Source organism: Calothrix sp. FACHB-168 (genome assembly GCF_963889195.1).
Lineage (GTDB): Bacteria > Cyanobacteriota > Cyanobacteriia > Cyanobacteriales > Nostocaceae > Aulosira > Aulosira anomala_A.
This window is the reverse complement of sequence record NZ_CAWPNJ010000030.1, coordinates 152,686-173,454: the sequence shown is the minus strand read 5'-3', so window position 1 is coordinate 173,454 and position 20,769 is coordinate 152,686. Positions and strand designations below refer to the sequence as shown.

The following is a 20,769-nucleotide window of genomic DNA, read 5'->3' as shown; positions in this document are numbered from 1 at the left end:
CTTTGACAAATTGTCATATTTAAGTCTGACAGACTGTCTTTTGACATTTCAACCTAACTGACTTAATGTCAAATGGTATTTTTGGCAAAATATTGAAGCTAATTATTTTTTCCATTGGATATTCTGATGTAATTTATTCTTATCTGCTCCTCTAATTCCATCGATATAACTTACCGAATATTCAATATTTTCTGGTTTAATCGTTACTCTTTTACCAGATTTTTTATCAAAGCTATCCAGTAATCTGGTTATTTTATGAGAAAGAATTAACCAATGTCAAAAGACAGATTGTCATGTTTAAATCCGACATTATGTCAAACAAAAAATCTATAAAAAAGTTAAAGAATAGCTAGATAAATCATTATTGAAGACATTATTGGAAGAATATATTTGTTAAGTTTGACTAAGTGCAATAGATATGCACAGGAAAAGACCATGCTGGAATATCTCCCACCTTTGAACGACCACAATTTACCTTATCCAGATACAATCCATCCGATAGTTGTCCACTTCGTGATTGCAATGGTCTTGTTTGCCGTATTTTGTGATGTAGTGGGTTATTTTAGCCGTAACTCCCGTCTTTTTGAGGTGAGTTGGTGGAATATGTTTTTCGCCACGATCGCCATTTTTATTGCTATCATCTTTGGTCAGATTGAAGCGGGTTTAGCCGAACCTTACAACGCAGTTGAACCAGTCCTAAATTTACATACCCTCATTGGCTGGTCGCTTTCAGGAATTATTGCCGCGATTACAGGGTGGCGTTACGTCATTCGGTTACGTGACCCAGAAAAAGTACCAGTTCCCTATCTGGGAGTAGGACTACTGTTAACTTGTTTAGTGTTCTTCCAAGTGTATTTGGGAGATGAATTGGTGTGGGTGTATGGACTACACACAGTACCAGTTGTAGAAGCTGTGAAGGCAGGTATTTTGCGATGAATACCCAACTAATTGAACAATTGCAAGGGCAACTAGGCGCAAACGGACTACCTTACACCATTCCCATTCACCCCAACTTAGTCCATCTCACCTTGGGTTTATTTATCATCGCCATTGCTTTTGATGTTGTGGGTGTATTATTCCCTCTAGAAAAACCAGTCTTTAAATTTTTAGCAATACCTGCGACTCGTACCGGCTTCTTTGATGTGGGTTGGTACAATATGCTGGCTTCAGCAATTATCACCTTTTTTACCGTGGCCGCAGGCTTTTACGAAATCATGTTGGCACAAGCACCAACAAATTTAAAAAGTGCTTGGGGATTACCAGCGATGGAGACAATGCTGTGGCATGGTGTCGGTGGTGTCCTCCTCTTAGCACTAATTATTGGCATGACCGTATGGAGAGCATTTCAGCGTTATGTATGGCGAAAAGATAGCAGTCAACAAGTGCAGTGGAGTTATCTAGCGGCTGGATTTTTCATCATGTTTATTATGTTCGTTCACGGCACATTAGGAGCGCAACTGGCGGCAGAGTTTGGCGTACATAATACGGCAGATCAATTACTGAAATTGGGTAAAGATATTAATGCGGTATTGAAATGAAAATTCGGAATATCTTAATTTTAATTGGCTCTTGCGTCGCCCTCACAGCTGCCAGCCTCTGGATGGGAGAACAAGCCTATTCCTGGTTTCCCCCCCAAGCCGCCGCCGAATCCAAACTTATAGATGAACTATTTAGCTTTTTAGTATCTTTAGGAACCTTCATTTTCCTGGGCGTTACTGGAACCGTCACCTATTCCATAATTTTCCATCGCGCAGGTAAATATGACACCAGCGATGGCCCCCCAATTGAAGGCAATATCACCTTAGAAGTCGTTTGGACAACAATTCCTATTGTGCTGGTGCTGTGGATTGCTACCTACAGCTACAACATCTATGCAGAAATGGCAATTCAAGGGCCAATGGAAGCCATGCACATACATACAATGGCATCAGCCCATGCAGCAACAATGGAGTCTACAACCGAACCCGTTGAAAAAATAGAAGTCCTTGCCAAACAATGGGCTTGGGTATTTCGCTACCCCAACCAAAATGTTACCAGCACCGAATTACATTTACCAGCTAATCGGCGCATTAGTTTAGCACTGCAATCAGCAGATGTTCTCCACGGCTTTTACATTCCCGCCTTTCGACTCAAACAAGACATAGTACCCAAACAAACCATCGACTTTGAATTTACCCCCATTCGCCCCGGTAAATATAGACTGCGTGATTCTCAATTTAGCGGTACTTACTTTGCAGCTATGCAAGCCGACGTAGTAGTCCAATCCATAGAAGATTACAACCACTGGCTAAAAACAGCCGCCACCCAAAAACCAGTCCCCGCGAATAATCAAGCCGCCAACGAATACGCCCAAAAAATTAAAGGCGCATTCACCAGTGGCTATCCCACAGTCATACCCGCACCACCCCCCCTAGTCAACTTCCCTTCTTAAACTCAATTTCTCTGCGCCTCTGCGCCTCTGCGTGAAAATTATGACCAATACCCAAATCGAAAAACCCAAAATAGCAGAAACACACCACCACCCCCCCACCACCTGGAAAACCTACTTCACCTTCAGCACCGACCACAAAGTCATCGGTATTCAATATATAGTTACCTCCTTTCTCTTCTTCCTCATCGGCGGTATCTTCGCCATGATTATTCGCGGCGAACTTATCACCCCAGAAGCCGACTTAGTTGACCGCACCGTTTACAATGCCATGTTCACCATGCACGGCACAATCATGCTGTTCCTGTGGACTTTTCCCGTATTAGTTGGTCTAGCAAACTACCTTGTCCCGCTAATGATTGGGGCGCGAGATATGGCATTTCCCCGCCTGAATGCCATAGCCTTCTGGATGGTGCCAGTATTTGGAATTATCCTCATGGCTAGTTTCTTTTTACCCGGTGGCCCAGCCCAAGCAGGTTGGTGGTCTTATCCCCCAGTGAGTCTGCAAAATCCTACAGGTAATCTCATTAACGGTCAATTCCTCTGGCTGATAGCTGTAGCTATATCGGGTGTATCCTCGATTATGGGCGGTGTAAATTTTGTGACAACAATTGTCAAGATGCGCGCCCCAGGAATGACCTTCTTTCGGATGCCGGCTTATGTTTGGGCAGTGTTCAGCGCCCAAATTATCCAATTGTTTGGATTGCCTGCACTGACAGCAGGCGCAGTTATGCTGTTACTGGACTTGACTATTGGTACAGCCTTTTTTGACCCTGCTAAGGGTGGTAATGCAGTTCTCTTTCAACACTTCTTTTGGTTTTATTCACATCCAGCAGTCTACGTAATTATACTACCTATTTTTGGCATTTTTTCGGAAATCTTCCCAGTTTATAGCCGTAAACCTCTGTTTGGCTACAAAGTAGTCGCCGTTTCCTCTCTATTAATTGCTGGTGTGAGTGGTTTTGTCTGGGTACATCATATGTTTGCCAGTGGTACACCAGCCTGGATGCGGATAGTGTTCATGATTTCCACAATGTTCGTTTCCGTCCCCACAGGGATTAAGGTGTTTGCTTGGGTGGCGACAATTTGGGGAGGTAAACTGCGTCTGGATACAGCGATGCTGTTTGCTTTGGGTGGATTGATTATGTTTGTGTTTGCTGGGATCACAGGCATTATGCTGTCTTCAGTACCGATTGATATTCACGTCAATAATACATATTTCGTCGTCGGTCACTTTCATTATGTCCTCTATGGAACTGTGACAATGGGGATGTTTGCAGCCTTTTATCATTGGTTTCCCAAGATGACTGGGCGGATGTATTACGAAGGCTTGGGTAAGCTGCATTTTTGGTTATCATTCATCGGGACTAACCTGAATTTTTTACCGATGCACCCATTAGGCTTACAAGGGATGTTGCGGCGGGTATCTTCCTACGACCCAGAGTATGCTTTTTGGAATGTGATTGCTAGTATCGGCGGCTTTTTGTTGGGGATGTCTACATTGCCCTTTATTTTGAACATGATTGGTTCTTGGGTACAGGGTGAGAAAGCACCGGATAATCCTTGGCGGGCTATTGGGTTGGAATGGCTGGTTGCTTCTCCTCCCCCTGTGGAGAATTTTGAGGAGATTCCTGTGGTGATTTCGGAACCTTATGGGTATGGGAAGTCTGAACCGTTGACGGCGAATCTGGAAAAGCAAGAGTTAGTTAAGGATTTGAATTAGCTGCTGATTTATTGGATGAAAAGCTCACGCAGAGGAGCCAGTGCGTTGCGCGGGTTCCCCGCGTTGTAGCAACTGGCGTAGCGCAGAGGCGCAGAGAGAAGGAGGGAGTTATGACTACAAATAGTTCTATTAGTCCAGAAAAGTTACAGCAGCCTGTACATACAATAGCTGTTGAACATACTCATGATGAAGCCGCCAATAGTATGTTTGGCTTTATCGTATTTTTGCTTTCGGAAAGTATCATTTTTTTGAGTTTTTTTGCGGGATATATTGTTTATAAAACCACGACTCCTGATTGGCTACCGCCTGGTGTTGAGGGGCTAGAAATTAGGGAACCGGCGATTAATACGGTGATTTTGGTTTCTAGTAGTTTTGTGATTTATTTCGCGGAACTTGCTCTAAAACGCCATAATATGTGGGGATTTCGCCTACTTTGGTTAACAACAATGGCGATGGGTAGCTACTTTTTATATGGTCAAGCAGTTGAATGGAGTAGCCTGCATTTTAGTGTCACATCTGGCGTATTCGGGGGAATGTTTTATCTACTAACAGGATTTCATGGGTTACACGTTTTAACTGGTGTGGTGTTGCAGTTAATTATGTTAGTGCGATCGCTCATCCCCGGTAATTACGATCGAGGTCATTTTGGTGTAGATGCTACTTCCCTATTTTGGCACTTTGTTGATGTAATTTGGATTATTTTATTTCTCCTCATTTATATCTGGCAATAAATATTTTATCTGAAAATCCTCCTCTCCCCTGCCCCCCTGCTTTTTCCTTTCCTTCTCACAGAAAACCCTTATGATTATCGACGATCAACACTACGACATTATCATCGTTGGCACCGGTGCAGGTGGCGGTACATTAGCATATAAACTCGCCCCAACTGGCAAGAAAATCTTAATTCTAGAACGCAGCAATTTTCTCCCTAAAGAAGAAGAAAATTGGAGTGCTGTTGAAGTCTTCAAAAAAGAACGTTATCACACTCAAGAACAATGGTACGACAGCACCGGCGAACCATTTCGCCCCCAAATTAACTATTGGGTTGGTGGGAATACAAAAGTATATGGTGCAGCACTATTGCGGATGCGGGAAAGAGATTTTCAAGAAGTTAAACATCAAGATGGGGTTTCAATTGAGTGGGCTTTGAAATACCAAGATTTTGAACCCTACTACACCGAAGCGGAAAAACTCTACCATGTCCACGGTAAATCAGGGGATGACCCCACAGAACCACCCCGCAGCGAAACTTATCCCTATCCTGAAGTTAGCCACGAAGCGCGGATGCAAACAATTGCTGATGCTATTTCTCAACAAGGTTTACATCCAACATATTTACCTTTAGCACTCAAGAGTGATTGTATCCGATGTCATACTTGTGATGGTTTCCCTTGTAAAATCGATGCGAAAGCTGATGCTCATACTGTGGGAATTAATCCAGCTTTGTCACATTCTAACGTCACCTTAAAAACCTCAGCTAAGGTTGTGCGTTTACACACTAATCCATCTGGTGTGGAAGTAAAAGCTGTGGAGGCGGAAATTGATGGACAATCTTATCTATTTTTTGCTGATATTGTGGTGCTGGCTTGTGGTGCGGTAAATTCGGCGGCGTTGCTGTTGCGTTCTGCAAATGACAAACACCCCAAAGGACTTGCGAATAGTTCTGATTTGGTGGGACGTAATTTTATGAAACACCTGATGACGGCGATGGTACAACTTAGCCCCACACCAAACCCAACGGTTTTTCAGAAAACAATTGCTGTGAATGATTTTTATTGGGGAGAATCAGAGTTTCCTTTCCCAATGGGTCATATTCAAAATACAGGTAGTATTTTACAAGAGATGATCCCCGCCGAAGCATCACCTTTGTTATCACTAATGTCGAGGTTAGTACCTGGGTTTGGGTTGCGACAGTTAGCCAATCATTCTATTGGTTGGTGGTTACAAACAGAAGATTTACCTGATCCGAAAAATCGGGTGCGGGTAGTGGGTGATAAATTGTATTTGGATTATACGCCTAATAATATCGAGGCACACGATCGCCTGATTTATCGCTGGACGAATATCCTCAAAGCTGTAGATCGCACTTCGGAAAACCCGGTGTTTCGTCGCGGGATTTATCCCCGTAGTGATAGCCCGATTCAAGTGGTGGCGAATCAGTGCGGTACTTGTCGGTTTGGGGAAGATGCAACCACATCTGTGCTTGACCTTGATTGTCGCACTCATGATGTGAATAATCTCTATGTTGTTGATGGTAGTTTCTTCCCTTCTAACTCCGGAGTGAGTCCGGCTTTAACTATTATTGCTAATGCGTTGCGAGTTGGCGATCGCTTGATTGCACGCTTGCATTAACGGACTTTTGTTTGTCTAAACCCATACCGCTAAAGCGGAACCGCTTTCGGTAGACGCAAAGAAGGACTTTTGCAAGAAGTCTATTATGAAAAGGTAGAAATCTTCCGTTACCATGCAACTATTACCCCAAGATAGTATGCAAGTCAAGATTGAAACAAATTCAGAGGTTAGTTGATGGATTTTCTATCGGATACCGTTGCTCTATCGCGGATGCAGTTTGCACTAACGGCGATCTTTCACATGCTATGGCCTGTTCTCACCACTGGGATGGGAATTTATCTAGTTATTGTTGAAGGAATGTGGCTAAAAACACGCAATCCTGATTACTATCACCATGCTCGTTTCTGGGCCAAGCTATATGTGTTGAATTTCGGTATTGGTGTAGCATCTGGCTTACCAATGGAGTTTCAATTTGGTACGAACTGGGCCCCGTTTTCTGAAGCGGTAGGCGACTTTTTTGGCAGCATTTTAGGCTTTGAGGGTGCGATGGCATTCATGCTAGAAGCCGGATTTTTAGGGATTATGCTGTTTGGCTGGGAACGGGTAAACCCAGTGATTCACTATTTTGCCACCATTATGGTTGCCTTTGGTGCAAACTTATCTACCTTCTGGATTTTAGCAGCAAACTCTTGGTTGCAGACCCCAGCAGGCGGGGATATGGTGAACGGGAAGTTTGTTGTTGATGATTACTTTCAAGCAATTTTAAATCCCTTCATGGTCAACAGCGTCTCCCATATGTTTTTAGGGACGCTGGAAACTTCTCTGTTTGTGATTGGGGGAATTAGCGCCTGGTATATTCTCAACAACCGTCATCAGGCTTTCTTTGCGCGATCGCTAAAAATTGTCTTAGCAACAGCGATCGCTGTCACCCCATTACAAATCTATGTTGGACACCTCAGCGCTGAACAGGTAGCCGACTATCAGCCTACCAAACTCGCCGCAATGGAAGCTAAGTGGGAAACCTCTCCAGCCGGAGAACCTGCGCCCTGGAGTGTAGTTGCATTACCCAATAACAAGACTGAGCAAAATGACTGGGAAATCTCAATTCCCAACGGCTTAGGCTACATTTTGGAATTCAAAAAAAATCTGTCTAAACCCGTTCTGGGATTGAAAGAGTGGAAACCTGAAGATCGCCCCCGGATGGTGGGTTTGATTTATTACGCCTTCCGCATCATGAGCGGTATCGGCTTTTTCTTGGCTGGCTTGATGGGTATCAGTGTGATTCAATGGTTGCGAGGTAAACTCTCACCAGAAGCGATCGCCCAGCAAAAATGGCTACTGCGAATCTGGATTTTAGCGGCTCCACTAGGCTACATTGCTGTAGAATCAGGCTGGATTGTGCGCTGTGTCGGGCGACAACCTTGGGTAGTGTACGGCAAAATTCGCACAGCCGAGGGCGTTTCCCACTTACCGCCGACTGAGGTTTTAACATCCTTGCTAATTTTTGCCGGAATTTATACAGCCCTGTTTATTTGTGCTTTATTCTTTGGTAGTCGGATCATTCGTCAAGGCCCCAACCTAGATCTGCCGGTTCCAGGTATTGACACCAAACCAGGCGTAGAAACTACTCCGGCTGAATTTGTTCGAGATCAACGTCCTGTGGAAGCACAGCAATAGGTAATTTTATGGAGAATTTAGAACACTTTTTAGCCCAGGTATGGTTTGTCATCTTGGCTCTGTTTTTGTTTCTCTACGTCATGTTAGACGGGTTTGATCTAGGCGTAGGTATCCTGTCCCTAACCAGTTCTAATGAGGAGCGACGGGACATTTTAATGACGAGTTTGGGTAATATTTGGGATGCCAATGAAACTTGGTTGGTGTTGATGGGGGGTGCATTATTTGGGGCTTTTCCTCTGGCTTATGGCACCATTTTGAATGCGCTCTACATTCCCATTTTTGGGATGATATTTGGCTTGATTTTTCGGGCTGTGGCCTTTGAGTTTCGAGAGCATTCGACAAACAAAGTATTTTGGAATGTCGCCTTTGGCGTTGGGAGTTTCATGGCGGCGCTGTTTCAAGGATTTGCCTTGGGGAGCATTTTAGAAGGCATTAAGGTGGATGAATCGGGTCACTTTATCGGTAGTATGTGGGATTGGCTCGATTGGCGATCGCTCTTAGTTTCCTTGACATTGATCCAAGGTTATGTATTAATTGGCTCCACCTATCTCATCTTAAAAACTGAGGGAGAACTGCAAACATCCCATTACCGCACAGCAAAACTCGCTGCTTGGACAACCCTGATAGGTGCAATTTTAATTACCATCGCCACCCCTGTTGTGTATGAAAATGCCAGGGCAAAGTTATTTCATCAGCCAGAAGTGTATCTATTTTCACTCATTCCCGTGCTAGGTGTGCTGCTGATTGGGTTATTGATTCAAAGTCTGAACCGCAAAGCAGAAACTAGTCCCCTGGTTTGGACAGTGCTGCTTTTTTTACTTACCTTTGTGGGCTTAGGATTAGTTGTTTTTCCCTATATCATCCCCCCAGGTATTACCATTTATCAAGCAGCCGCAGCACCTAGCGCGTTAGTGTTCATGATTATCTTCATTGGATTTCTGATTCCCATTATGTTGTTCTACAACATCTATAATTACATTGTGTTTCGCGGGAAAGTGGCAGGTACACATTATGGAGAATAGGGAATACCAATTTGAGAAATAATTGTTGATTTTTGTCCAAAGTCGAAGATGGTAGTTTCTTTCCGTATAATTCTAGGTAATTCCGGCTTTAACTATTATTGCCAATGCGTCGCGAGTTGGCGATCGCTTAATTCAACGATTGCATTGAGTATGATATAGCCACCTAAGAAATAATTTACTTGAGAAGGTGCAGGCAATTTTCGCCAATAATCGGCATACTTAAAGAGGGAGATGACTATAAACAACTCTCTGCTATCTGAGGCGTGAAGGTAACCCAGCGACAATGAGACGTACAACCACTAGTAGATCGGCTAATAGTTCTCGATCATCTTCATTCCAATCTTCAATATTTAACTTCACCACCATAGCAATTTTGGGGGGTGTGTTTGTGTTGGGAATTGGAATTGGTATCGCTTTTAGCTCAACAACCACTTTATCTCCATCTAATGTGGCTTCCCGTGAATTTATTGATACCAAAGCACCAAACCCTGAAATTTGCGTACAATACGGAGCCAGCGCAATGGTGATGGATGCAAGACTGTTTGTAACTCTTAACCCATTTAATGTCTACGTTGCTCAACCTAGTATGCGTCCTGGATGCGTTCTCCGTCAAAATAACTGGGCACTTTTAGAACAACGTAAGCTAGTAACATCCGATCAAGTAAGAGAATGTAAGAATCGTTTGAATACTTTTGGTTTCACAGGTAACTTAGATACTGATAAACCTGATATTAGATGTATTTATCAAAATGAAGCTGCGCAAAACTTCTTTATGTCTCAGCCAGGAGCAGTTGCGCCAACACAAGAAACGGATAGATTTTAGTTGAAATTTGTTCATTTACCATACAAATTGACGAACAAAGCCTGCTTTTGCAGGCTGCGTATTTATCGGAAAAAGCTAGGTTCAAAACCGAGTGGAATGGTGGGCAAAAGAATCATTGTTTTCCAAGGTAGGCAACGCCTAGAGCGTCAGCCGAACGGTAGAAACCGTGACATACTCCCACAATTCGCGCAAGCGTTGGTGGCTATCTTTAATGCGCGAATACTTCGACAAGCTCAGTACAAGTTTTGAATTTTGAATTGATTCATTTTTTGTAGTTCCCTAAGAGGATGTTTTAAAAGTCCTGTCGTTGGTAGCAAAATATTTTAGATCCCCCTAAATCCCCCTTAAAAAGGGGGACTTTGATTCTTTTCTCTTGGCGTACTTGGCGTCTTCTCTGCGAGACGCTACGCGTTGGCGGAAGCCTCTCGAAGAGAAGGCGGTTCATTAAATAAATATTAAGTGCATCATCATAGCGAATTGGTATAAGAACTTGTTTGAAAATCCCCAAGAAAAATACCTTCTGCCTCCTGCCCCCTCCCTTCTGCCTTCTTCAATAAAATGGGATAAGCTAAAAAGCAGTGACATAGACACTACATTGAGCTAAATAAATATGTTTTGGCGGCAAGGGTTGGCATTAATTTTGGGGATTTTTGTATTATTCACAGCTTCCCCCGCACTCGCAGACTGGACTCATCCCCTGTCTTTTAGCAATGCACAATTAACCAGACGGGATTTTTCGGGACAAAGTTTGCAAGCAGCAGAGTTTTCTAATGCCAATTTAGAATTGACTAATTTTACAGGTGCAGATTTGCGCGGAGCCGTTTTGAGTGCTTCGACTATGACAAAATCAAATTTGCACGGGGCAGATTTAACAAATGCATTAATGGATCAGGTAAACTTATCTGGAGCTGATCTGAGCGATGCCGTTTTAAAAGAAAGTCTTTTATTACGTACTATATTTACTGATGCGAACATCAGCAATGCAGATTTCACTGATGCAGTTTTAGACGGGGCACAGGTTAAAGAACTCTGCAAAAAAGCCAGTGGTGTTAATTCTCACACTGGTGTCGAAACTCGTTATTCTCTAGGGTGTAAATGAAGCGTGTTGGTATAATTGGTGGCGGGCAACTTGCCTGGATGATGGCGGATGGTGCAAAAAAGTTAGGGATAGAATTAATCGTACAAACTCCCAGTCAACAAGATCCCGCCGTCAATATTGCCCAAGAAACAGTTTTTGCTGTGGTGGATGACGCGAAGGCTACACAGGTGTTAGCCCAAAAATGTGATGTCATCACTTTTGAAAATGAATTTGTCAATCTCGAAGCTTTATCTGTCTTAGAAAACCAAGGTGTGTGTTTTCGTCCCAGATTAGCGGCTTTAGCTCCCCTATTAGATAAATATCACCAGCGTTGCTATTTACAAGAATTGGGCGTACCTGTTCCCCAGTTTTTTGCTGTGGATGAGTCTTTAATTCAGCAACCGACAGAATTACAAGGGAAAATTGCGCATTTAGGCTTTCCCCAGAATAACCCCATAGTTCTCAAATCTCGTCGTCACGGTTATGACGGTCAAGGTACGTTTATTATTAAGGATTGGGAGAGTTTACAGCAAAAGCTAGCTAGCAAGAACCAACTTTATTTAATAGAAGAATTTATCCCCTTTGAGCGAGAATTGGCAATTATCGCCGCCCGTTCTGTAGATGGCGAGGTGGTGACATATCCAGTTGTGGAAACCCAACAAGAACAACAGGTATGTCGCCGGGTAATCGCACCAGCAGAGATTACAGCTAATTTAGCAGATGAAATAGAAGCGATCGCCCGCACGTTATTAAATAATCTCGAAGTCGTGGGTGTATTTGGTATTGAACTATTTCTCACCCCAGATGGAAGAGTCTTGGTAAACGAAATTGCTCCCCGCACCCACAATTCCGGGCATTTTTCTCTAGACGCTTGTGAAACCTCGCAATTTGAGCAACTTCTCAGGGCTGTTTGTGGTTTACCTTTAGGCAATACCACACTGCAAACTCAAGGCGCTGTGATGGTAAACCTGCTAGGTTACGAAACCTCTCACAGCGACTACCAAAGCCAACGCCAACAAATCGCCGCTATCCCCCAAGCTTACATTCACTGGTACGGGAAAACAGAATCGCGTCCGGGGCGAAAACTAGGACACGTAACGGTTTTAGTTGATAGTCATAACCGAGATGAGGCAAATGCGATCGCTCGTACCATAGAGTCTATCTGGTATCCCAGTTGACACTCTCCGCCCTATAAGGGCGAAGATTCTTCAATCTTTGACCCAACTTGCTCGTACAGAATTTCTCCTGCATGAGTAGAGGTCGAATCTCCTGAAGCGTTCGGGTCTATGACCCAAGTTCCCGTATGCCCTACGGTACTCAAGGCTAATCTCAGAATATTGATGGCAGCGTTCCAATCCCTATCCATCACAAAGCCACATTCACAAATATGAGTTCTTGTGGATAAAGATTTTTTGACGATTGCGCCACAATTAGAGCATTCTTGAGATGTGTAGGCAGGATTAACCGCAACAGTTACCCTGCCAAACTTCACCCCAAAATACTCTAACCATTTCCTGAATTGATACCAACCAGCATCATTAATAGATTTGGCGAGACAATGATTTTTAACTAAATTCTTAATCCTCAAATCTTCGTAGGCTACCAAATCGTGAGATTGGATTACGCAACGCGCCAGTCTCTTGGCGTGTTCTTCACGTTGCCTACTTATTTTGAGGTGTACTCGCCCTAATCTATTAATCGCTTTTTTGCGATTGGATGAGCCTTTTGTTTTACTTTGAACGCGCCTTTGTCGAAACTTGAGGCGTTTTTCTCCTGTGCGATAAAACCTTGGGTTAGGTTCACTATGTCCATTGCTGTCGGTATAGAACTCTTTTAGCCCAACATCTAAACCAATGGTTTTACCAGTTGGTTGTGCTTGTCTAAAGTTCTCTGCACTAATCAAAAATTGAACATAATACCCGTCTGCACGACGTACTAACCTAACTCGTTTTATCTGTTCTAATTGGTAGAAGTTTAAATCCCACGTTCCTTTAAGTTTGAGCTTGCCAATACCTTTTTTGTCGGTGAAGGTTATTTGTTTTCTCGTCTCGGAAAGTGACCATCCAGATGTTTTATACTCCACTGAGCGAGAATTTTTCTTAAACTTTGGATATCCCTTTTGACCCGCAACAGATTTTTTACAGTTGTCGTAGAAACGAGCAATCGAACTATAAGCCCGTTCAATAGAGGCTTGGCAAGCACTAGAATTTAAAGTTTTAACAAAGGGGAACTCACTTCTGAGTACCTTGCTCAGACGATACAAGTCCTTTTGTCCTACACCTCGGTTATCCATCCAAAAACGAATAGCTTTGTTGCGGACAAATTGAGCAGTTCTAATCGCCTCATCAATAGCAGTGTATTGAGTTGTTTTCCCCTTGGCTTTAAATTCTAAAACAATCATTTGCGTGGAAAACCTTTACGCAAATATTATATCACAATTAAAGCCGTCCTTCCAGGACGGGGCTTTAGACCCAGTTTCTTGGTAAATTTACGAGAAAATTTTTATAGGAAACACACAACAAGTTTTGAAGGCTATAATGAGTGAGTTGCACTACGACGTTGGTGACTGCCATCAAGTTTTTTGATCTATGTCTTTAAAGAAAAGGGCATCGACAGTTCTCGTGGCAGTAGACCGGGCAAGTACCCGGAAACTTTAAACGAGGCAAAAGATACCCACCTGGTTTTACCAGGTCATAAACTTAGGTAAAACGGCGTCGCGGTGAACTTAAAAATTTTTAGCTCCCAAAGTAAAATTTTAACCTTGGGAGCTTTAATTTATTATGGGGCATGGGGCATGGGGCATGGGGCATGGAGCAGAGGAAACAGCTAAATAGGTAAAAGGAAATAGTTTTAAATTTATTTTTTATGTAAATTAAGTTCTGAAACTTGTGTGATTTCCTAATTTTCAGGAAAATTTACAGCCTCTTAGATGATCAGAGACGATTTCAATTCACATCCCGCTAAATTTTAACTCCCCAATGCCCAATGCCCAATGCCCAATGCCCATTTCCCAATTCTGTATAAATTGATTCTGAATTAGGCCCCTTTCAGAGTTAAGATTGCAAAATTGCGTTAAATTGTGGTTAAAGCTACAGAAATTGTCACAACAACAACTCACTCATACCGTGTTTCCAGCCTCGGTTGTCAATCTAGACAATGGTTTAACGTTGATTCATCAAGAGATTCCAACTACCCCTGTAGTTGTGGCGGATGTGTGGGTGCGTGCTGGAGCTACCCGCGAGCCTGAACCTTGGTTTGGGATGGCTCACTTTTTAGAACACATGATCTTTAAAGGAACAACAAACTTACCACCTGGGGTCTTTGATTATAACATCGAAAATCAAGGTGGCGTGAGTAATGCGGCGACAAGTTACGATTATGCTCATTATTCCCTGACAACGGCTGCTGCTTACCTGAAAGATACTTTGCCTCATTTAGGGGAAATGTTGCTGAATGCAGCGATTCCTGAAGATGAATTTAGCCGCGAACGGGATGTAGTCTTAGAGGAAATCCGCTCTTACCATGACGATCCCGATTGGTTAGGCTTTCAATCTTTAATTCAGAGTATTTATAAAAATCATCCTTATGGGCGTTCGGTGCTGGGTACAGAGCAAGAACTGATGCTTCATTCCCCAGAAGCTATGCGCTGTTTTCACCGCGCTCATTATCAACCAGAAAATATGACTGTGGTAATCGTGGGCGGAATTGATCGAGATTCCGCCTTAGATTTAGTTAATAGTTCTTTTGGAAATTTTGCCGATCGCTTAGATTGTCCCATATCGCAACCTAGCCAAGAGCCAGTTATCCAAGGAATTCACCGTCGAGAACTGCATTTACCCAGATTGGAACAAGGGCGCTTACTCATGGCTTGGCTCGCTCCAGGAGTAGAAGAACTCCGTACTGCTTATGGGTTAGATATGTTATCTGTGTTACTTGCAGAAGGCAGAACTTCGCGTTTGGTGCGGGATTTGCGGGAAGAACGACAATTAGTCCAAGGAATTTGCAGTAATTTTTCTTTACAACAGGATTCGAGTTTATTTACCATCACAGCTTGGGTAGAACCAGAACACCTAGAAAAGGTAGAGTACTTGATTCGCAATCATTTAGAAGAATTACAAAATACCCCAATTACCGAGCAGGAACTGGCACGCACCCGCAGGCTACTATGTAATGAGTATGCTTTTTCTACAGAAACGCCAAATCAATTGACTGGGCTGTATGGCTATTACAATACAATTGCTAAGGCAGAATTAGCCGTTACCTATCCGCAACAAGTTCTATCTTTTGATGGCGAAGAACTGCAACAATTAGCGAAAAAGTATCTAAAACCAGAAAATTACGCTATTACTGTTCTGAAACCCCGCTAGTTATATTAATTCGTAATTCGTAATTCGTAATTCGTAATTAAAATTTACTGGGCAATTAATAGTAAACATCAATTTGGTGCTTTTATGTGAGGGATGATGATATTTGACACTCTCCGCCCTAAAAGTGCGGAGATTCTTGGTTCTACGAGTCCACTTAACTTAGACCCCTTGCGGTATCTAAGCCATAGGTGGTTCTCTCCCCAAGCGTTAAGTTCCGGTATGCCCTACCGTACTTGCAAAGCTTGCAATTTTTTGTTTGAAGTTAAATGCTGTTCGTCTAGTACCTGTGAATCTTTTACCTACTTCCAGGTGATACTAGAACAAAGAAGTAGAACCCTCTAGATTCAGTTGTCAAGGTGCAGCGTCTACGTGTTAGGTAGCAATAGGGTTTTTCATGTGGTTAATTACCCTTCCACATCCCTGATTTTACCAAAAGCCGTCCTACAAGGACGGGGTTTTAGACCCAGTTTTTCGATAAATTTTGAATTTTGAATTTTGAATTTTGAATTGTTAATGACTCCAACTGTGAACAAATCTATCTCTAATTCCCCGATCCACCGGACTGTATTAAGCAATGGTATTGTGGTTTTGATGGCAGAAAATCAGGCTGCTGATATTATTGCAGCCCGGATTTTTATTCGTGCTGGTAGTTGTGCCGAAAGCCGGGAACAAGCCGGATTAGCACATTTATTATCTGCTGTGATGACAAAAGGCTGCGCTGGACTTTCTAGCTTAGAAATTGCCGAAAGGGTGGAATCTGTCGGGGCGAGTTTAAGTACTGATACTGCTAATGATTATTTTTTGCTGTCGCTGAAGACGGTAACAGCAGATTTTCCGGAGATATTGGAATTAGCAGGGTTGATTTTGCGATCGCCTACATTCCCGGAAACTCAAGTAGAATTAGAACGGCGTTTAGCACTCCAAGATATTCGCTCGCAAAAAGAGCAGCCGTTTACCATTGCTTACGATCAATTGCGCCAAGCAATGTATCAAAATCATCCCTATGCCATGTCTGTATTAGGTGATGAAACCACGATGAGCAGCTTGACTCGTGAGGATTTAGTCGATTATCACCAAACTCATTTTCGTCCCGATAATGTAGTCATTAGTATTGCGGGAAGAATTAAACCAGAAGAAGCGGTGAAATTAATTACCCAAGTATTTGGTGATTGGCGATCGCCAAATAGCAAACCACACACCTTAAATGTACCAGAAATTCCCGTTCAACCCCAGCAAAAGCTTCAGCCCCTACAAACACAACAATCTATTGTCATGCTTGGGTATTTGGGGCCAGCTGTCAATTCTGCTGATTATGCGGCGTTGAAATTATTGGCTACTTATTTAGGTAATGGGCTTTCTAGCCGCTTATTTGTGGAATTGCGGGAAAAGCAAGGCTTGGCTTATGAAGTTTCCGCACTGTTTCCCACCAGGCTATATGCTGGCGCGTTTGTCGTGTATATGGGTACAGCACCAGAAAATACAACAATTGCCTTGCAAGGATTATGTAAAGAAGTTGACTTACTTTCAACAACAGAAATATCTGCCAACGCACTGCAAGCAGCGAAAAACAAAATATTAGGACAGTACGCCCTTGGTAAACAAACTAACGGACAAATTGCGCAAATCTATGGATGGTATGAAACCTTGGGATTAGGAATTGAATTTGACCAAACATTCCAAGAGTTAATTGCTGCTGTAGAAGTAGGAGATGCGATCGCAGTTGCACGCCGATATTTACAGCAACCCTACTTATCTTTAGTCGGCCCAGAAGCCGCAATTAATAGTGCAATTACTTAATTTGTCGTGACAAAATAAATGCACTAGCTTTCCTCTTCGCTCAAGCGGCCGTACTATTAGCATCAGAAGATTACGGTGGCACATACCATGAAAGGCGGCTTATCATTCAGTATCTTGAGCTACTTAAATGCAATTAAATTTTCTCCTGCTTCCAGTACCTACAAGTTGAACTGGCTACTTGTGCTTGCTTCTGTGCCGGTGTTGATTGCTGCCTCTACAGTGGTAACAAATGCAGCACCCCAGAAAATTGCCCAAGCAAATCCTAATGTCAACCTCAACCGCCCGACTTTAGGTATTGGCAGTCAAGGCGAACGTGTATCTGAACTGCAAGCAGCGCTAAAACTCTTGGGTTTTTATACAGGCCCCGTGGATGGCAATTATACTGCTAATACCGCTAGTGCCGTTTCTCGCTTTAAGCAAGCAGCCGGCTTAAATCCAGATGGGATTGTTGATACTGCGACTTGGCAAAAATTGTTTCCAGGACAAGCAGTCGCCACAGCACCCAGCCCTGCACCAAAGCCAACCCCTGCAAAACCAACAGCAGTTGCACCCGCCCAAGCAGGTAACATCAGGCGAGCAACTACCCCGCAACCAGAGCCAAAACCAGCCCAACCGAGACAAACTACCAAACCCAAGCCACAACCCAGAAGTACCACCCGTCCAGCAACTACCCGCCCTGCAAATACTCGCCCTACACAACCGCGTACTCCACAAATTCCGCGTTTTGAACGTACTCCTGGTATTCAATACACCCCAGAAGGATTGCCAATTTTACGTTTAGGCAATCGTGGCTCAGAAGTTGGCAGATTGCAAGAAATTTTAAAAAGGCTAGGTTTCTTAAGCGGTGATGTTGATGGAGACTTTGGCCCTACAACCGAAGCCGCAGTTAAAGCCGCCCAAAGTCGCTATGGCTTAGAAGCCGATGGTGTCGCAGGTGGCGGTACTTGGTACGTACTGCTAGAGCGATCGCAGCGTCAGCGCTAGACTCATAGATAGGCAGGGAGCAGGGAGCAGAGGAAGCAGAGGAGGCAGAGGGGGTAACTAGGGACATCCAATTTTTTAAATATCCCAATAAATTTGTAGTGCGAGCGTCTCGCTCGCGGGTGTTAAAAAGCGAGCAAGATGCTCGCACTACGGAATATGGGTAATTTATTTTTTGTAAGTCCCCTATATAACTCAATGCCTAATGCCCCATGCCCAATGCCCCATGCCCATTTACTATTGACCATTGACCATTGACAAATCATTCATGAAACACTTTTTATTAACTTGGTTGGGTACTGCGGTGGCTTTATTGATCACCTCAAGAATTGTTTCTGGATTCGTAATCGAAACTTTTGTGGCGGCGCTAGTTGCTGCTATTGTAATTGGGCTAGTTAATGCCTTTATTCGCCCAATTTTACGATTTTTTGCTTTTCCACTTACTTTACTCAGCTTTGGTTTATTTACATTTGTGATCAATGCCTTGGCTCTTTGGTTAGCAAGTGCGCTAACTCCAGGTTCGGGTTTTGAAATCAAGGGCTTCTTCCCGGCTTTGTTGGGATCGATTGTGTTAGCGATTGTCTCTAGCGTGATTAACTATTTTCTGCGGGTGGTGGAATAATACGAATTCAAAATTCAAAATTCAAAATTCAAAATTAAGAAATCCAGATTTTGCCTGGGTTTCTGAATTTGGATCTATAACACTTGCTATCTTCGTTAATTCTTGAGCAACGGCTATTGTAACGGCTCCTGGTTCGTCTGGTAAGCGAAAAATTTGTTTAGGAACTAAGCACCTTACTCTTACAGGCGTCAAAGTCGGAGTAAGGTGAGATGCATTTGGGTTGAGTGGGAGAATTTCATCTATTATCTGAGTTAGCCAGTTAATATCAGCAGCAGCAAGCATCGCCGCAGCTTCAGCTACGCTGGGAGTTCCCACGGTTTGCTCGATAAGTTTTGCCGGATTGGGGACACAAACAAGACGCAAAACTTCGGCGGGAAAGGTTTTGAAGGCTAAATTATGTAATTGACAAAATTCAAGTAAAGCTGGTTCTTTAGCTTTATTGTCGATAGTAGCAATTCCCGCGATCGCATTTTGATTGAGTTGATTTTCTCGAAATACTTGTGCGATCGCCTTTTCAAGCAACTGTGTTGATGTCCCTCGCTGACAACCAATTCCTACCCACAAGCTTTTTACATTCACTATTAGCTTTTCTCTAATTTAAATTTACAATTTTTATTTTTTCTATAATTGCAGGAATCAGCGTGAATTAACCTATTTGTATGACTTGTATACTTTGAAGTTTATTATTATACATAAAAACTGATCTTTAGAATACTTTTGCCAAAAAATAAAAACTATATATTGAGTACATCTAGCACAGTAGGAAACGCCGAGGCAGAGAACAGGTAAAAGGTAAATTATCTTGATTCAGTTTGAATTCATGACAATGCTTGAGGCGCAAGCATTTTACCTTCTCTATCTTGGTGTTTCAATTTTCTTTTTTCTTCGTTGCTGCAGATTTTGACTATCTTAATTATTGCTTAATTTTTTATTTAAGATGTGAAGTTTACATTTATTTTATTTCCGGTTTTTAAATATATTTAAAAAAACATAAACCACATCTATTTTGAAAACCATAGTTTTTCATGGGTAGTGCGAGTATCTTGCTCCCTGATGGTAAGTAGGTCGGTGTAATTAAATATAATTTGCAAAGGCTCTCATAATCATTAATATAGTACGCGCTTTGGGGCATGGCAGTGCCAGTGCCCCTACAATCAACGATTATCTGTACCTCGCTAACTTGCAATCTGCTGTCAATACAGATATTTTGGCAATTATTTAGATACCAAAATTATACAATTAATTCAGCAGTAAATTTTCAACTTAGCAGGGTATAAACCTTAGTAGTTTAATTCTTCCGCGCTAATGTCAAACCATCGGCAATTGGGACTAAACTCAGGGTAATCCGTTGGTCTTGATGTAGCTTTTCATTAAAGGCGCGGATTTTGCGAGTTCTATTATCTTTTACTTGCTCATCGGCAACTCTACCCGACCAAAGGACATTATCGATCGCAATCAGTCCACCCGGACGAATTAATTGCAGCGATCGCTCATAATAAGCATCATAGTTGCTCTTATCTGCATCAATAAACGCAAAATCAAAGGTTTCCGCTTCACCTGCGGCGAGTAAATTATCTAAAGTTTCTAAAGCTGGGGCAATATGTAGGTCAATTTTATCGGCTACCCCTGCTTGCTGCCAATAACGACGAGCGATCGCGGTAAACTCTTCACTGACATCACAAGCTACAACTTTACCATTGCTAGGTAATGCCAACGCCACTATCAGCGTGCTATAACCTGTAAATACACCTAACTCTAAAGTTTTTTTAGCACCAATTAATTGCACCAACAAAGCCATAAACTGTCCTTGTTCCGGTGCAATTTGCATCATTGCCATTGGATGTGTGGCTGTTTCTTGACGTAATTGCGCTAATATTTCTGGTTCTCGCAAAGAAACAGACAGTAAATAATTATAAAGATTTGGTTCCAGTCCTAGTGTTTGGTTTGTCAATTACAGCT

At 42.7% G+C, this 20,769-nt stretch carries 18 protein-coding genes and 1 other RNA gene; 16 read left to right on the top strand and 3 right to left on the bottom strand.

From position 1 onward, the window contains the following. Positions 1-435 precede the first annotated feature (435 nt). From AACW45_RS18880 to AACW45_RS18830, 11 genes are all read left to right on the top strand, one after another. Positions 436-936, top strand: a complete 501-nt coding sequence (locus AACW45_RS18880) for a DUF2231 domain-containing protein (protein ID WP_190628437.1) — start codon at positions 436-438, stop codon at positions 934-936. Next, entirely contained in the window at positions 933-1,538 is a 606-nt protein-coding gene (locus tag AACW45_RS18875; protein ID WP_190628435.1) for a DUF2231 domain-containing protein, read from the top strand. Before AACW45_RS18880 ends, AACW45_RS18875 begins: the two co-directional genes overlap by 4 nt. Next, positions 1,535-2,431, top strand: a complete 897-nt coding sequence (locus tag AACW45_RS18870) for a cytochrome c oxidase subunit II (protein ID WP_190628434.1) — start codon at positions 1,535-1,537, stop codon at positions 2,429-2,431. Before AACW45_RS18875 ends, AACW45_RS18870 begins: the two co-directional genes overlap by 4 nt. A gap of 40 nt (positions 2,432-2,471) precedes the next feature. After that, a complete protein-coding gene (gene ctaD / locus AACW45_RS18865; protein ID WP_190628432.1) occupies positions 2,472-4,151 on the top strand; it encodes a cytochrome c oxidase subunit I in 1,680 nt (559 codons plus the stop codon). A 110-nt stretch (positions 4,152-4,261) separates the two neighbouring features. Then, positions 4,262-4,882 (top strand): cytochrome c oxidase subunit 3, encoded by a 621-nt coding sequence (locus AACW45_RS18860; protein WP_190628429.1) that lies wholly within the window; start codon positions 4,262-4,264, stop codon positions 4,880-4,882. A 70-nt stretch (positions 4,883-4,952) separates the two neighbouring features. Next, positions 4,953-6,503 (top strand): GMC oxidoreductase, encoded by a 1,551-nt coding sequence (locus AACW45_RS18855; RefSeq protein WP_190628427.1) that lies wholly within the window; start codon positions 4,953-4,955, stop codon positions 6,501-6,503. Between the two features lie 174 nt (positions 6,504-6,677). Beyond that, entirely contained in the window at positions 6,678-8,120 is a 1,443-nt protein-coding gene (locus AACW45_RS18850; protein WP_190628425.1) for a cytochrome ubiquinol oxidase subunit I, read from the top strand. Between the two features lie 8 nt (positions 8,121-8,128). Beyond that, entirely contained in the window at positions 8,129-9,142 is a 1,014-nt protein-coding gene (cydB, locus tag AACW45_RS18845; RefSeq protein WP_190628423.1) for a cytochrome d ubiquinol oxidase subunit II, read from the top strand. A gap of 283 nt (positions 9,143-9,425) precedes the next feature. Next, a complete protein-coding gene (locus tag AACW45_RS18840; protein ID WP_190538931.1) occupies positions 9,426-9,965 on the top strand; it encodes a DUF3172 domain-containing protein in 540 nt (179 codons plus the stop codon). Positions 9,966-10,575: 610 nt separating this feature from the next. Then, a complete protein-coding gene (locus AACW45_RS18835) occupies positions 10,576-11,064 on the top strand; it encodes a pentapeptide repeat-containing protein (RefSeq protein WP_190628421.1) in 489 nt (162 codons plus the stop codon). Continuing rightward, complete coding sequence (locus AACW45_RS18830) at positions 11,061-12,221, top strand: 5-(carboxyamino)imidazole ribonucleotide synthase (RefSeq protein WP_190628418.1); 1,161 nt, start codon at positions 11,061-11,063, stop codon at positions 12,219-12,221. Before AACW45_RS18835 ends, AACW45_RS18830 begins: the two co-directional genes overlap by 4 nt. 11 nt (positions 12,222-12,232) lie before the next feature. On the opposite strand, the gene AACW45_RS18825 is transcribed toward AACW45_RS18830, so the two are convergent. Further along, the gene (locus tag AACW45_RS18825; protein WP_190628416.1) at positions 12,233-13,444 is read right to left on the bottom strand and encodes an RNA-guided endonuclease InsQ/TnpB family protein; all 1,212 of its coding nucleotides are present in this window, start codon (positions 13,442-13,444) and stop codon (positions 12,233-12,235) included. 144 nt (positions 13,445-13,588) lie between these two features. On the opposite strand from AACW45_RS18825, the gene ssrS reads away from it, so the two are divergent. The 5 genes from ssrS (at position 13,589) to AACW45_RS18800 (ending at position 18,810) form a co-directional block, all read left to right on the top strand. Further along, a non-coding RNA gene (ssrS, locus tag AACW45_RS18820) (6S RNA) lies at positions 13,589-13,770 on the top strand. Between the two features lie 398 nt (positions 13,771-14,168). Beyond that, positions 14,169-15,410 carry a M16 family metallopeptidase gene (locus AACW45_RS18815; RefSeq protein WP_190628753.1) on the top strand — a complete coding sequence of 414 codons (1,242 nt, stop codon included), beginning with the start codon at positions 14,169-14,171 and terminating at the stop codon, positions 15,408-15,410. 513 nt (positions 15,411-15,923) lie between these two features. Continuing rightward, on the top strand, positions 15,924-17,207 hold the full coding sequence (locus AACW45_RS18810) for a M16 family metallopeptidase (RefSeq protein WP_190628414.1): 1,284 nt from the start codon (positions 15,924-15,926) through the stop codon (positions 17,205-17,207). Between the two features lie 87 nt (positions 17,208-17,294). Then, on the top strand, positions 17,295-18,191 hold the full coding sequence (locus tag AACW45_RS18805; RefSeq protein WP_190628751.1) for a peptidoglycan-binding domain-containing protein: 897 nt from the start codon (positions 17,295-17,297) through the stop codon (positions 18,189-18,191). 265 nt (positions 18,192-18,456) lie between these two features. Then, complete coding sequence (locus tag AACW45_RS18800) at positions 18,457-18,810, top strand: phage holin family protein (RefSeq protein WP_190628412.1); 354 nt, start codon at positions 18,457-18,459, stop codon at positions 18,808-18,810. Positions 18,811-18,831: 21 nt separating this feature from the next. On the opposite strand, the gene AACW45_RS18795 is transcribed toward AACW45_RS18800, so the two are convergent. Together AACW45_RS18795 and AACW45_RS18790 are read right to left on the bottom strand one after the other, a co-directional pair. Next, positions 18,832-19,389, bottom strand: a complete 558-nt coding sequence (locus AACW45_RS18795) for a cobalamin biosynthesis protein (RefSeq protein ID WP_313933723.1) — start codon at positions 19,387-19,389, stop codon at positions 18,832-18,834. 709 nt (positions 19,390-20,098) lie between these two features. Continuing rightward, complete coding sequence (locus tag AACW45_RS18790) at positions 20,099-20,761, bottom strand: class I SAM-dependent methyltransferase (RefSeq protein WP_190628410.1); 663 nt, start codon at positions 20,759-20,761, stop codon at positions 20,099-20,101. Between the last annotated feature and the right edge of the window lie 8 nt (positions 20,762-20,769).